The organism is Bacillus sp. RCC_6_1 (genome assembly GCF_041360755.1).
Taxonomy (GTDB): Bacteria; Bacillota; Bacilli; order Bacillales; family Bacillaceae_G; genus Bacillus_A; species Bacillus_A cereus.
In genome coordinates this window covers 273,955-287,746 of record NZ_JBFUPV010000004.1, presented here as the reverse complement: position 1 = coordinate 287,746, position 13,792 = coordinate 273,955, and the positions used below count along the sequence as shown (strand labels likewise).

The window sequence follows — 13,792 nt, the reverse complement described above, 5'->3', positions numbered from 1 at the left end:
GAAGATGGGGAGTCAATCAGCAGAGCAAAAAAAAGGGATACTATATGCGGCTGGTGCTTACACGATGTGGGGAATCCTACCGATTTATTGGAAATGGGTTGAGGAAGTTCCAGCAGATGAAATATTAGCACACCGCATCGTTTGGGCGTTTGTTTTTATGTTACTCGTATTAGGTGTTACGAAGAGGTTTCGCCAGTTTATTGGGGAATTTGTGAATCTTTTTAAACGACCTAAATTATTAATGTCATTAACAATAGCTTCAGTCTTGATTAGTGGAAACTGGTTTGTTTACATATGGGCCGTTAATCATAATCATGTTATTGAAGCGAGTCTTGGCTATTATATTAATCCGCTTATTAGTATTTTACTTGGTACAGTCGTTTTAAAGGAAAAGTTAAACTTCTGGCAATATGTTGCAGTTGGTTTAGCTGGAGTGGGGGTTATCATTTTAACAGTACGTTTCGGGGCTATCCCGTGGGTTTCTTTATCACTTGCCCTTTCATTTGGATTATACGGATTAACGAAAAAATTGTTAAACTATGATGCGACAATTGGACTTACGATGGAAACGATGTTAGTAACGCCGTTTGCGATTATTTATCTAGTAATGACAGGAGTACATGGTTTCGGCTCATTTGGCTCTATCTCAATGTTATCGACATTACTATTAATAGGAGCGGGTATTGTTACAGCTCTACCACTTTTTTATTTTGCAAAAGGAGCCCAACTTATTCCTCTTTATATGGTAGGTTTTTTACAATATATTGCACCAACAATTAGCTTAATTTTAGGTGTATTCGTATTTGGTGAACATTTCACATCTACTCATATGATTGCATTTTTCTGTATATGGGTTGCATTATTTGTATTCTCGGTAGCGAAGACTAAGTTTTTAGTGCAGAAACAACCGAAATTTATAAAAAATAAATCAGCAAAAGTATCATAATGCGTAGTATTTTCTACGCATTTTTCTTTATACTGATACTATATAGGATTTCCATTATAGCTAGTAAGGAGCTGAGAACATGGAAACAATTTTACATAATGATCCGCTTATGGCAGCTGTAATTTCATGGTTTTTAGCACAATTAACGAAAGTAGTCTTTAAATTAGTTAAAACAGGTGAATTTGATTTTGCAAAGTTTTTTGCTTCAGGTGGGATGCCAAGTTCTCATGCTTCAACAGTTACAGCGCTTGCTACAGGAGTTGGAGTAGTGGAAGGTGTGGAAAGCTCGATGTTTGCGGTTGCTACTATTTTTGCCATTATTGTTATGTATGATGCTTCAGGAGTAAGGCTTGCAGTAAGTAAACAAGCAAAAATATTGAATGACTTTTTTCACGGTAGAGAAACAGAATATAAGAAGTTAAATGAACTTGTTGGGCATACACCGTATGAAGTAGTAGTCGGTGCTTTATTAGGAATTATTGTCGGAGTAGGGTATTGTTTATGAGCAGAACATTTTATATGTTCTGCTTTTCTTTGTTTTTATACATATTCAGCTACCTTTTTGAATATCGTTATACGGATTTCGAAAGGGTGGGTGAGTAACTTGTTATTATATGAAAAAGTGCATGAAGAAATAGCGAGAAGAACAACTGCACTTCAAACAATGCAACGGCAAGATGGTACGTGGCGGTTTTGTTTTGAAGGAGCTCCATTAACAGATTGCCATATGATTTTTTTATTAAAATTATTAGGTAGAGATAAAGAGATAGAACCGTTTGTGAAAAGATTAGCATCACTTCAAACAAATGAAGGAACATGGAAATTGTATGAAGATGAGGTGGGAGGTAATTTATCAGCTACCATTCAATCTTATGCCGCCTTACTTGCATCGGAAAAATACACAAAAGAAGATGCGAATATGAAGCGAGCGGAAATGTTTATAAATGAGCGCGGTGGGGTAGCACGTGCTCATTTTATGACGAAGTTTTTATTAGCGATTCATGGAGAATATGAATATCCTTCTCTTTTTCATTTGCCAACACCAATTATGTTTCTGCAGAATGATTCCCCTCTCAGTATATTTGAATTGAGTAGCTCAGCACGTATTCATTTAATTCCGATGATGTTGTGTTTAAATAAAAGATTTCGAGTAGGGAAAAAGTTATTGCCAAATTTAAATCACATTGCAGGCGGGGGCGGAGAATGGTTTCGAGAGGATCGGTCTCCAGTTTTTCAAACGTTAGTAAGTGACGTGAAGAAAATTATAACGTATCCACTTTCTTTGCATCATAAAGGATATGAGGAAGTAGAACGTTTTATGAAAGAGCGTATTGATGAAAATGGAACATTATATAGCTACGCAACTGCCTCGTTTTATATGATTTATGCTTTACTTGCATTAGGACATTCTATTCAATCACCAATTATTGAGAAGGCTATAATGGGAATTACATCTTATATATGGAAGGTGGAGAGAGGGAGCCATTTGCAAAACTCTCCATCAACTATATGGGATACAGCTTTACTCAGTTATGCTTTGCAAGAAGCTCAAGTTCCGAAAGCAAGTAAAGTGATTCAAAATGCATCAGCATATTTACTAAGAAAACAGCAAAGGAAGAAAGTAGATTGGAGTGTACATGCACCGGATCTCTTCCCGGGTGGTTGGGGCTTTTCGGATGTGAATACGACGATTCCAGATATTGATGATACAACTGCTGTGTTAAGAGCATTGGCGCGAAGTAGAGGGAACGAACATGTAGATAATGCTTGGAAGCGAGCGGTTAATTGGGTTAAAGGATTGCAAAATAATGATGGTGGTTGGGGGGCTTTTGAAAAAGGGGTAACGAGCCGTATATTAGCAAATTTACCAATCGAAAATGCAAGTGATATGATTACAGACCCTTCTACACCAGATATTACAGGAAGAGTGTTAGAATTTTTCGGAACGTATACGCAAAATGAATTGCCCGAGAAACAAAAACAAAGTGCGATAAATTGGTTAATGAATGTACAAGAGGAAAATGGATCGTGGTATGGGAAATGGGGAATTTGTTATATATATGGTACGTGGGCAGTGTTGACTGGTTTACGGTCACTAGGAATACCATCTAGCGATTCATCATTGAAACGAGCCGTTTTATGGCTTGAACATATACAGCATGAAGATGGTGGCTGGGGAGAATCTTGCCAAAGTAGTGTGGAAAAAAGATTTGTTACTTTGCCATTTAGTACACCATCCCAAACAGCATGGGCGTTAGATGCCCTCATTTCTTACTATGATAAAGAAACGCCAGTTATTCGAAAAGGTATTTCATATTTGCTCTCCAATCCTTATATAAATGAAAAATATCCTACTGGAACAGGTTTACCAGGTGGGTTTTATATTCGTTATCATAGTTATGCTCATATATATCCGTTGCTTACTTTGGCTCATTATGCAAAAAAATATAGAAAATAAACCGAGAGATGTCTCTCGGTTTATTTTGTTGGGTAGTAGGTCCCTTTTGAAAAGAATAAGGTTGTGATGTACCTTATTTTTCGGTTGATTGGCGCTTTTGACGTGCATCAGCGGCATTTGCACGTGCGTTTGCTTCTAAGTCATTGTGGTCAGCGAGTTCGCGAGAGAACTCAACATCAATGCCATCAGTTGTTTTGCTTTGTTTGAAATTTTTTTTATTCATTCGACACAATCTCCTTGCAATTTATCCCGCATAACGGGTAGTAAAACTCCCACCTTAAAACTCAGATGGAACAAAGAAGCTAGGTGGGAGATTAAATGCCCGATTGGTGAGGGCTGATAATCAGTGGGGGATGAACAAACTTCCCACTGATTAAAGTTTCACTTTATGCGACGTTGCAAAGTTAGTTTGACACAAATAGACTTTTTTATACAAAGAGGAGTTGGAAAGTAAAAAGCCGAAATATACAGTATAAGTAATAGAAATGGGGGATAGGAATGGAGTTTTTAAATGGGAAAACAGCTGTTGTAACAGGAGCTGCACAGGGAATTGGAAAAGAGATTGCAAGGGTTTATGCAAAGCTAGGGGCGAAAGTATTAATTAGCGATGTAAATGAAGAGACGCTACAAAAAACGACACGTGAGTTATCAGATGAAGGATATGAAGTGTGCTCATATCGATGTGATGTGAGTAATCAAAATGAAGCAAAGTCGTTAATTGAATATGCGGTTCAAAAATTTGGTACATTACATATTTTGGTGAATAATGCTGGAATTACAAGAGACGCAATGTTACATAAAATGGAGAAATCTGCTTGGGAACAAGTATTACAAGTGAATTTAACTGGAGTTTTTTATTGTATGCAACCAGCGCTTCTTTATATGAGACAACAAGGATATGGAAGAATTATTAATATTTCTTCTATAAGTAGAGAGGGGAATATTGGACAGGCAAATTATGCTGCAACGAAAGCTGGAGTTGTAGGATTAACGAAAACAGCAGCGAAAGAAGTTGGAAGTTTCGGTATTACTTGTAATGCGATTTGTCCGGGGTTTATGGATACAGATATGACCAAAACGATACCAGATAAAGTGAAAGAAAAGATGGTTGGCGCTATTCCAGTTGGTAGAATTGGAACGCCAGAAGATATTGCGAACGCAGCAGCCTTTTTAGCATCAGAATACGCATCTTATATTACAGGTGAAGTATTAAATGTGAGCGGAGGACTGCAAGTTTAAAGGAATACATAATGAAAAGAACCTGACCGGATAGGTCAGGTTCTTTTCATTAATTTAAGTTAAGCCAAACGCTCTTTACTTCTGTATAGTTATTTAATGCATAAGATCCCATTTCACGGCCAAGACCAGATTGTTTAAATCCTCCAAATGGAGATGCTGCATCAAACACGTTATAACAGTTTACCCACACTGTACCTGCACGTACTTTGCTTGCAACATAGTGTGCTGTTTTAACATTTTCTGTCCACACACCAGCCGCTAAGCCGAATTGTGATTTATTTGCACGTTCAATTACTTCATCAATATCGTTAAATGGTATTGCAGAAATAACTGGACCGAAAATTTCTTCTTTTGCGATCGTCATTTCATCATTTACGTCAGCGAATACTGTAGGAGAAACGAAGTAGCCTTGATCGAATGGATTACTTCCTCCGCAAAGTACTTCAGCGCCTTCTTCAATCCCTTTTTCAATGTAGCCCATTACACGTTTTTGTTGTTCTTCAGAAACGAGAGGACCAATTGTTGTTTCAGGGTTAAGACCGACACCTTGATTTAGTTTTTTAGAATAGAGGACGAGATCAGCCATGACATTATCATACATTTTCTTCGGAACAAATAAGCGTGATCCAGCAGAGCATACTTGTCCTTGGTTAAACATAACACCAGAAAGTGCGCCAGGAATCGCACGAGATAAATCAGCATCCGGCAAGATGATATTTGGTGATTTACCGCCTAACTCAAGTGTAACGCGTTTTAATGATTCGGATGCTTGTCGCATAATTTGTTTACCGACAGGAGTAGAACCGGTAAATGCAATTTTATCAACGAGTGGATGATTAACGAGAGCTTGTCCAGCTGATTCACCGAATCCAGGTACGATATTAATAACACCTTTCGGGAATCCAGCTTCTTCAATTAATTCAGCTAAGTATAGAGCAGATAGTGGAGTTTGTTCTGCAGGTTTTAAAACGATTGTACATCCTGTAGCAAGCGCTGCTCCCATTTTCCACATTGCCATAAGAAGCGGGAAGTTCCAAGGAATAATTTGACCAACGACACCAACAGCTTCATGGCGTGTATAGTTAAAGTAATCACCGGAAACAGGAATTGTTTGACCAACGATTTTCGTAGCCCAGCCAGCGTAATAGCGCATATGCTCAATTGCAAGTGGGATGTCTGCTGCCATTGTTTCACGGATTGGCTTTCCGTTATCTAATGTTTCGAGCTGTGCGAGCTCTTCTTTATGTTCTTCCATTAAATCAGCTAACTTGTACATGAGACGGCTTCGCTCAGCAGTGCTCATACGAGACCAAGGACCTTCGTCAAAAGCCATACGAGCTGCGACTACAGCTTTATGAATATCTTCGCGACCAGCTTCAGAAACGACGGCAAGTGTTTCACCAGTTGCTGGGTTAGGTGTTTTAAATGTTTTGCCGGAAGCGCTTTCAATGAAAGATCCATTCACATATAACTTTTTTGTACCTTGAAGAAACTTCTCTACCTTTTCATGAAGATTTACAGCTAGTTGACTCATTGTATAACCCCCTTGAAAATATAATGTAAACGCAGTACGAGACGGCGCTTATTCCGAAATCAAGGATGTGGAAACTAGATGGAAAGCCTCTAATTAAAATCATAATTAAGAAATACTGAAAATTCAAATTTCATTTGTGTTACAATTGTAAAAAATATGTAATGTAAGAGAATCTTCTATATGATTATAAAAAAATCCTGCTTGTTTTTGCTTTCTAGTAGGAAAAACTAGAAGAACAATGGTACAATAATACATCGTGAGAGGAGGGGTAAAAATGAAAGATTATCATGATGATCCACGCTTTCGAATAGCCCATAGAGAAGCGTTAATTGGTCTTGGACTTGCTATTATTAATTTTATAATTTGGTACGGATTTGCTTATGGGCTTGGTAGTAAAAATCCGAATGAATATACATATGTATTAGGTTTTCCCGCATGGTTTTTTTATAGCTGTATCGTTGGATTTATCGTTATGGTTATTTTACTTAGTTTAGTTGTTCGTTTTGTATTTCAAGATATTTCACTCGATGAGGAAGAAAAAAGTGAGGAATAATAGATGAATTGGTATGTAATCATTCCAATGATAATTTCGTTTATCGTTGTATTTTTAATTGGTGTATATGCTTCAAGACGCGTGCAAGCAACTGCTCATAATAAATTTTTGCAAGAATATTTTCTTGGTGGGCGTGAGCTAGGCGGTTTATTATTAGCGATGACAATGATTGCTACGTACGGTAGTGCAAGTAGCTTTATTGGTGGCCCTGGTATTGCTTACAATATGGGTCTTGGATGGGTACTGTTATCTGCGATTCAAGTTGTAACAGGGTATATCGTTTTAACGGTTATCGGTAAAAAGTTTGCAATTATCGCTAGGAAGATGGAAGCAATTACTCTTATCGATTATTTAAAAGGGAGATACAATAATAAAGCAGTTGTTATACTTTCTGCGTTATGTATTATTATCTTTTTATTTTCAGCGACAGTAGCCCAGTGGGTCGGTGGTGGACGATTAATCGAGTCACTAACGGGGCTATCGTATACAACAGCACTATTTTTATTTACTTTTTCTGTACTTGTGTACGTATTAATTGGTGGATTTCGTGCAGTTGCTCTATCAGATACATTATTAGGAATCATTATGTTAGTTGGAACAACAATCATTTTAATTGCTACTGTCATTGCTGGTGGTGGAATTGAAAAGATTATGCAGGAACTTGTTCAAATTAATCCAAAGTTAATTACACCATTCGGAGCAGATGGCAGTTTAACGAAATCATATGTTACATCATTTTGGATTTTAATTGGAATTGGCGTTGTCGGTTTACCGCAAATTAGCGTGCGTGCCATGTCTTATAAAAATTCAAAAGCGATGCACCAAGCTTTAATAATTGGAACCGTTGTCGTTGGCACAATTATGATCGGTATGCATTTAACAGGTGTATTTGCAAGAGTAGTACTTCCAGGTATAACGGTACCAGATAAAGTAATGCCGCTACTTGCGATGGAAGTGTTGCCACCTTGGTTAGCTGGAGTTTTCTTAGCTGCACCGATGGCAGCGATTATGTCTACAGTAAACTCTTTATTATTACTTGTAAGCTCGTCAATTATTAAAGATATATACGTAAATTACATAAATAAAGATGCAGCAGACAGTACGATAAAAAAAGGAAGTTTGTGGATTACGGGTATTGTAGGACTACTCGTTTATGCAGCGGCAATTAAACCACCAGATTTTTTAATATGGCTAAATTTATTTTCTTTCGGTGGATTAGAAGCAGCATTCATTTGGCCAATCGTATTAGGGTTATATTGGAGGAAAGGAAATGCTACAGGAGCGCTTGCGTCTATTTTAGTTGGGGTAGGCTCATATATGTGTATTCATCTTTTCTATCCAAATCCGTTCGGTATACATACAGTTGTCTTCCCGATTTGTTTTGCGTTTATCGCTTACATCATTGGAAGTATGAGTGCTATAAAAAAAACAGTATAGGTTAGCTGAAGAAACGTAGTCCTTATAAGACTGCGTTTTTTTGTGTGAATTTGTTCATTTTTTATTCTGTATATCCACGGTTATTCATAAATTAATAACAACTGAGGGGATGGAGTTGAGGTCGATGAAAAAAGTATTATTTTTAGGAGACCCAGGCATTGATGACTCTTTAGCAATTATGTATGGATTGTTGCATCCTGATATTGATATTGTTGGTGTAGTAACGGGATATGGAAATGTAACACAAGAAAAGGCGACAAGTAATGCCGCATATTTATTGCAAATGGCAGGACGGGAAGATATACCTGTTATTAATGGTGCGAAAATTCCTTTATCCGGAGATATTACGACGTATTATCCAGAAATTCATGGGACAGACGGTTTAGGGCCAATTAAACCTCCAAAAACTTTTTCACCAAATATAAAGCCTTTTTGTACATTTTTTGATCTTCTTGAAAAATATAAAGGAGAATTAATAATAGTCGATGCTGGTAGATCAACAACATTAGCGACAGCATTTATTTTAGAAAAGCCGATGATGAAGTATGTGAAAGAATATTATATAATGGGCGGTGCTTTCTTAATGCCTGGCAATGTAACACCAGTCGCAGAGGCGAATTTTCATGGTGATCCCATTGCGTCACAATTAGTTATGCAAAATGCCAAAAATGTAACATTAGTGCCACTTAACGTTACATCTGAAGCAATTATTACACCGGAAATGGTAAAATATATTACGAAACACTCTAAAACGAGTTTTAATAAGTTAATCGAGCCGATATTTACGTACTATTATAAAGCTTATAGAAAGTTAAATCCGAAAATAAAAGGAAGTCCAGTACATGACGTCGTTACAATGATGGTTGCGGCAAATCCATCCCTTTTAGATTATGTATATCGTCGTGTCGATGTAGATACAGTTGGAATTGCAAAAGGAGAGAGTATTGCTGATTTTCGGCCTCAACCTGATGCAAAAGCATTAAAAAATTGGGTGCGAATTGGTTGGTCGTTACATTATAAAAAGTTTCTTGAGGATTTTGTGAAATTTATGACGTAGACATAATAGGAGCATACAAGTTAAAATAATGGAGATGGTTATTTAAATGACCATCTCCATTATTTTGTTTTTAAATGATAAATAGAGAAGAGTTACACAATAGGAGAGGAATTTTACTTGAAAAAAACTATAGTATGCGCAGTAATTGTGGGTATTTTTGTTTTGCTAATATCGGGTAACTTTTTAGTGAAAAAAGTGTGGAGTTCAAATAATGATGATGCACAGTATATTGCATCTTTTATTGAAGAACATAAAGATGAAAAAAATAGTGCGCTTCTAGTAAAGAGAAATGATAAAGTTGTTTATTCTGTAAACCCAAATGTTGTATTGCCAGTTGCTAGTACGATGAAATTAATTGTGGCGCTTGAATATACGAAACAAGTTACTGAAGGGAAAATTGATTCTTCTAGTTTCGTGTCGATTAATGATGTGAATCGTTATTATGTGCCGAATACAGATGGTGGTGCACAAGATAGATGGCAAAAGTATTTGGAGAAGACGGGCAAGATAACTGAAGGAGCGGTTTCTTTAGAAGAAGTGGCAAAAGGAATGGTTAAGTTTAGTTCGAATGCAAATGCTGAATACTTAATGGAATTGTTAGGATTAGATAACATCAATCGAAATTTACAAAGTTTATCACTTCCTGCACATCAACCACTATTTCCAATCGTTTCATCTTTGTATATCCCGGGATATTTGCATAAAGAATTACATGTTCCAAAATATAAAATAGAGAAAAAGTTAAAAGAAATGTCTCAAGAGCAATATCGTGAATATGCGATGATTATTCATGAACGCTTAAAGAAGAAGGGACCATTATTACAGAAGGAAATTCCGCTTTATTTAGAGGAACGTTACGACAAAATTTGGTCAGATAGATTACCAGCAGCTTCTGCAAATGATTATATGGTATTACTTCAAAAGGCAAACCATAAAGGTGGCTTGACAGAGGCTGAAGAAAAAGTGTGGGCAAATATCGTTGAAACAGACATGAGTGCCAAGAAATACCGTAAAACATTCAGACATGCGGGGCAAAAGAATGGTTACACACCATGGACGGTTACAAAAGCAGTTTATGCTATGGATAAACGTGGAAACTGTACAGAAATTGTGTTTTTGGCGAATAATTTAAATGAAGACGATAGTGCAGAAATACGGAAGCATTTAGCAAACTTGCATTTCCAAGTGTTGCAAAGTGATAAGTATGATGCGACTTTTATTAAATAAACTCGGTGCAGAGAGCACCGAGTTTATTTTTATGTACAAGCACTTTTTTTCTATCTCTGGGTATGATGGGTAGTAATACTTAGGTGAGAGGGGAAAAGGTGATGAAACAAAGTAAAGAAGAGTTTATAAAGAGTGAAGGCGCTGATTTCCCTGGGAAAACATATGTGGATTGTGTATTACAACATGTATTTGATTTTCAACGAAATTACTTATTGAAAGATATGTTTCAAGTGCATAAAGCACATATTACGATGCTGACGGAAGAAAATTTAATGAAAAAGGAAGAAGCTAAAGTTATATTACACGCATTAAAAAAGGTAGAGGGAATTCCAGAAGAGCAATTGCTCTATACAGAGCAGCATGAAGATCTCTTTTTTTTAGTCGAACATTTAATTTCTCAAGAAGCGAAATGCGATTTTGTAAGTAATATGCATATTGGTAGAAGTAGAAATGATATGGGCGTAACGATGTATCGCATGAGTTTAAGGCGATATGTATTACGATTAATAGAACATCATTTGTTATTGCAAGAAAGTGTACTGCAACTTGCTGCTGATCATAAGGAAACGATCATGCCAGCTTATACACATACACAACCAGCACAGCCAACAACATTTGGTCATTATACGTTAGCAATTTATGATACGATGCAAAGAGATTTAGAACGAATGAAAAAAACGTACCAGCTTTTAAATCAGTCTCCAATGGGGGCGGCTGCACTCTCTACAACAAGTTTCCCGATTAAACGAGAACGAGTTGCTCATCTACTTGGATTTACAAATGTAATTGAGAACTCATATGATGCTGTTGCTGGAGCGGATTATTTATTAGAAGTTAGCTCGCTACTTATGGTAATGATGACGAATACGAGTAGATGGATTCATGACTTTTTGTTGTTAGCAACGAAAGAATATGACGGTATTACTGTTGCAAAGTCATATGTACAAATCAGTAGTATTATGCCGCAAAAACGAAACCCGGTTTCAATTGAACATGCTCGTGCAATTACGAGTAGTGCTTTAGGAGAAGCATTTACAGTATTTCAAATGATTCATAATACACCATTTGGTGATATTGTCGATACGGAAGATGACTTGCAGCCATATTTATATAAAGGGATTGAAAAGGCAATTCGTGTTTTTTGTATGATGAATGCAGTGATCCGAACGATGAAAGTAGAAGAAGAAACGTTAAAAAGTCGTTCCTATAAACATGCAATAACGATAACGGATTTCGCCGATGTTTTAACAAAAAACTATGAAATTCCATTTCGGCATGCTCATCATGCAGCAAGTGCTATTGCAAATATGTCATTGGAGCAGAAAAAAGAACTACATGAATTACACTTCAAAGAGGTAAATATGTACTTGCAAGAACATTTTAAAATAAATTTATTAGAAAAAGAGTGGAAAGAAATTATATCGCCAGAAGCTTTTATTCAAAAAAGAAATGTATACGGTGGACCGAGTAAAAAAGAGATGGAGCGCATGATCAAAAATCGAAAAGAGTCATTTCAAAAAGAAGAAGATGTATTTGAAAAGGAAAAACAGAGAATTTTACAAGCTGAAAATGCTTTGAATACATTAGCTTTGAATATTATTGAATCGTAAAAGAGGGATTTGATGAATTAATCGCCAATACTTAATTAAACTATGAATAGAGAGAAGAGATTGTCGATGATTCAATTACATGTATATGAAGAGATTTTTCATTTTAAAGAAGATGTTACACCATTTCTAGAAAAGAATGAGCAGGAAAACAATCTCATATTAGGTGTATTACAAATGGTCCAAGAACCGATATTTATGGGGATAGCGAAACAAGGAGAAGAAATTGCGGTTGTATTTCTGCAAACAGAAGAGAAGAAACAAATCATTGTTGCAACTTCTGAAATTGCGGGAGTAACTATTGAGGAACTTGCAAAAGAATTAACGAAAGTATATCCGGATATTCCTGGATTGATCGGTAATAAGAAAATTGTACAGAAATTAGCGGAAGAGATTGCCGTATTAGAAAATAAAAAAACGAATGTTGCAATGGAGCAAGGTGTGTATGAGCTGAACAGAGTAAAGAAGAAGTGTAATGCGAATGGACTTTTCCGAGCGGTAAATAATGATGAATTACCATTAATAGAACAGTGGATATATCAATTTTGTGAAGACGTAAAGCTTCCTACTACGAAAGAAGAAGCAAAACAAACTGCGTATACATTAATAACTACAAATCGACTGTTTGGTTTGGAAGTGGATGGGAAACTCGTTTCTGTAGCTGCAAAAACGAGACCAACTAAAAATAATATAACAGTCAATTTCGTATATACGCCGAAAGAAGCAAGGAAAAAAGGGTATGCATCTCATTGTGTAGCAGCACTTAGTCAACGTATGTTAGATGAAGGCTACCAGACGACTACGTTATATACTGATCTAGCGAATCCGACATCTAATAAAATTTATCAAGAAATTGGTTATGAACAAATTGCGGAATCTGTGCTCATATTTTTAGAGAAGTAAAACAAAAAGGCGTGCTATTTTAGCACGCCTTTTTGTTATTCATCAATTCTAATAACCTCGCCTTGAGGGAATTCCTCAGTTTCTAGTAAGTTACGAATAGCTTTCGCAACATATTCAGGTGATAATAGCTTTCCTTCTTCTTTTAATGCAATGAAGCGGTCTAAATTTGTGAAGTCTTCTTTAGCTGTTTCACGAATTTGTGCTTGCATATTTGTATCAACAACACCGGGGGCAAAAGCGACGATTTTTACTGGATATTCTTTTTCCCATTCTTCAGTTGCTACGCATTGTGTAAACATATTTACACCAGCTTTCGTCGTACAATAAGCGCCCCATCCGAAATAAGGATTTTTTCCTGCACCAGATGAAATATTTATAACGCGTTTATCTACTTTCCATTCTTTCGTATGTTTCATAAACGTAGATGTAAGAATCATAGGTGCAAGTAAATTAATGTGAACGTTCGTAATGAATTGTTCACTTTCTGCTTTTTCAATCGGCTTCATAGGTGCAACTGTACCTGCATTATTAATTAAATGAATAGAGGATACATTGTCTTCTTTAATGGATGAAATGATTTCTTTAAAGTTAGTTTCTAAGTTATGTACATCTTGAAGATCTAAGGAATGAAAAATGCAATTGCTGTTATATTGCTCTGCAAGTTTAGTAAGTTCTTTATTTTCTCTTCTAGAAATAGAGATGACAGTTGTACTTTCTTCTAACAATTGAGTGGCAATAGCCTCACCTAAACCTTGTGAAGTTCCTGTTATGATAACGTAGCGCATAGTTTTATAAACTCCTCTCGTATGTGCGGAATTTTGTTGGACAACG

At 36.3% G+C, this 13,792-nt stretch carries 13 protein-coding genes; 10 read left to right on the top strand and 3 right to left on the bottom strand.

Annotation, left to right across the window (positions count from 1 at the left end; genetic code table 11):
- The first annotated feature begins 4 nt into the window (after positions 1-4).
- From rarD to AB6801_RS15720, 3 genes are all read left to right on the top strand, one after another.
- On the top strand, positions 5-946 hold the full coding sequence (gene rarD / locus AB6801_RS15730; protein ID WP_000535537.1) for an EamA family transporter RarD: 942 nt from the start codon (positions 5-7) through the stop codon (positions 944-946).
- A 79-nt stretch (positions 947-1,025) separates the two neighbouring features.
- On the top strand, positions 1,026-1,451 hold the full coding sequence (locus tag AB6801_RS15725) for a divergent PAP2 family protein (protein WP_000447820.1): 426 nt from the start codon (positions 1,026-1,028) through the stop codon (positions 1,449-1,451).
- A gap of 99 nt (positions 1,452-1,550) precedes the next feature.
- Complete coding sequence (locus AB6801_RS15720; RefSeq protein WP_000928151.1) at positions 1,551-3,404, top strand: terpene cyclase/mutase family protein; 1,854 nt, start codon at positions 1,551-1,553, stop codon at positions 3,402-3,404.
- Positions 3,405-3,477: 73 nt separating this feature from the next.
- On the opposite strand, the gene AB6801_RS15715 is transcribed toward AB6801_RS15720, so the two are convergent.
- Positions 3,478-3,627 (bottom strand): YfhD family protein, encoded by a 150-nt coding sequence (locus AB6801_RS15715; RefSeq protein ID WP_001035818.1) that lies wholly within the window; start codon positions 3,625-3,627, stop codon positions 3,478-3,480.
- A 275-nt stretch (positions 3,628-3,902) separates the two neighbouring features.
- Here AB6801_RS15715 and fabG point away from each other — a divergent pair, with 275 nt between their 5' ends.
- On the top strand, positions 3,903-4,643 hold the full coding sequence (gene fabG / locus AB6801_RS15710) for a 3-oxoacyl-ACP reductase FabG (protein WP_000395043.1): 741 nt from the start codon (positions 3,903-3,905) through the stop codon (positions 4,641-4,643).
- A 49-nt stretch (positions 4,644-4,692) separates the two neighbouring features.
- On the opposite strand, the gene dhaS is transcribed toward fabG, so the two are convergent.
- A complete protein-coding gene (dhaS, locus tag AB6801_RS15705) occupies positions 4,693-6,177 on the bottom strand; it encodes an aldehyde dehydrogenase DhaS (RefSeq protein WP_000080279.1) in 1,485 nt (494 codons plus the stop codon).
- Positions 6,178-6,451: 274 nt separating this feature from the next.
- Between dhaS and AB6801_RS15700 the strand changes: the two genes are divergently transcribed.
- The 6 genes from AB6801_RS15700 to AB6801_RS15675 all read left to right on the top strand — a co-directional run bounded on the left by AB6801_RS15700 (position 6,452) and on the right by AB6801_RS15675 (position 12,961).
- Positions 6,452-6,730: a YhdT family protein gene (locus AB6801_RS15700; RefSeq protein WP_000656239.1), complete on the top strand. Its 279-nt coding sequence runs from the start codon at positions 6,452-6,454 to the stop codon at positions 6,728-6,730.
- A gap of 3 nt (positions 6,731-6,733) precedes the next feature.
- Positions 6,734-8,167: a sodium/pantothenate symporter gene (gene panF / locus AB6801_RS15695; RefSeq protein WP_053513938.1), complete on the top strand. Its 1,434-nt coding sequence runs from the start codon at positions 6,734-6,736 to the stop codon at positions 8,165-8,167.
- 124 nt (positions 8,168-8,291) lie between these two features.
- Positions 8,292-9,224 (top strand): nucleoside hydrolase, encoded by a 933-nt coding sequence (locus AB6801_RS15690; protein ID WP_000756459.1) that lies wholly within the window; start codon positions 8,292-8,294, stop codon positions 9,222-9,224.
- Positions 9,225-9,341: 117 nt separating this feature from the next.
- Complete coding sequence (locus AB6801_RS15685; RefSeq protein WP_000751366.1) at positions 9,342-10,451, top strand: serine hydrolase; 1,110 nt, start codon at positions 9,342-9,344, stop codon at positions 10,449-10,451.
- 101 nt (positions 10,452-10,552) lie between these two features.
- Positions 10,553-12,061 carry an argininosuccinate lyase gene (gene argH, locus AB6801_RS15680; RefSeq protein WP_000813961.1) on the top strand — a complete coding sequence of 503 codons (1,509 nt, stop codon included), beginning with the start codon at positions 10,553-10,555 and terminating at the stop codon, positions 12,059-12,061.
- Positions 12,062-12,127: 66 nt separating this feature from the next.
- Positions 12,128-12,961: a GNAT family N-acetyltransferase gene (locus tag AB6801_RS15675; protein WP_000615376.1), complete on the top strand. Its 834-nt coding sequence runs from the start codon at positions 12,128-12,130 to the stop codon at positions 12,959-12,961.
- 35 nt (positions 12,962-12,996) lie between these two features.
- Here AB6801_RS15675 and AB6801_RS15670 read toward each other — a convergent pair whose 3' ends face one another.
- Complete coding sequence (locus AB6801_RS15670) at positions 12,997-13,746, bottom strand: (S)-benzoin forming benzil reductase (protein ID WP_001271048.1); 750 nt, start codon at positions 13,744-13,746, stop codon at positions 12,997-12,999.
- Positions 13,747-13,792: the final 46 nt, after the last annotated feature.

Bases quoted from the DNA above. Each gene is read 5' to 3' on its own strand.
- AB6801_RS15675 (WP_000615376.1), top strand. From the start codon at position 12,128: ATGATTCAATTACATGTATATGAAGAGATTTTTCATTTTAAAGAAGAT.
- fabG (WP_000395043.1), top strand. From the start codon at position 3,903: ATGGAGTTTTTAAATGGGAAAACAGCTGTTGTAACAGGAGCTGCACAG.
- argH (WP_000813961.1), top strand. From the start codon at position 10,553: ATGAAACAAAGTAAAGAAGAGTTTATAAAGAGTGAAGGCGCTGATTTC.
- AB6801_RS15715 (WP_001035818.1), bottom strand. From the start codon at position 3,627: ATGAATAAAAAAAATTTCAAACAAAGCAAAACAACTGATGGCATTGAT.
- AB6801_RS15690 (WP_000756459.1), top strand. From the start codon at position 8,292: ATGAAAAAAGTATTATTTTTAGGAGACCCAGGCATTGATGACTCTTTA.
- AB6801_RS15700 (WP_000656239.1), top strand. From the start codon at position 6,452: ATGAAAGATTATCATGATGATCCACGCTTTCGAATAGCCCATAGAGAA.
- AB6801_RS15670 (WP_001271048.1), bottom strand. From the start codon at position 13,746: ATGCGCTACGTTATCATAACAGGAACTTCACAAGGTTTAGGTGAGGCT.
- panF (WP_053513938.1), top strand. From the start codon at position 6,734: ATGAATTGGTATGTAATCATTCCAATGATAATTTCGTTTATCGTTGTA.
- rarD (WP_000535537.1), top strand. From the start codon at position 5: ATGGGGAGTCAATCAGCAGAGCAAAAAAAAGGGATACTATATGCGGCT.
- AB6801_RS15725 (WP_000447820.1), top strand. From the start codon at position 1,026: ATGGAAACAATTTTACATAATGATCCGCTTATGGCAGCTGTAATTTCA.
- dhaS (WP_000080279.1), bottom strand. From the start codon at position 6,177: ATGAGTCAACTAGCTGTAAATCTTCATGAAAAGGTAGAGAAGTTTCTT.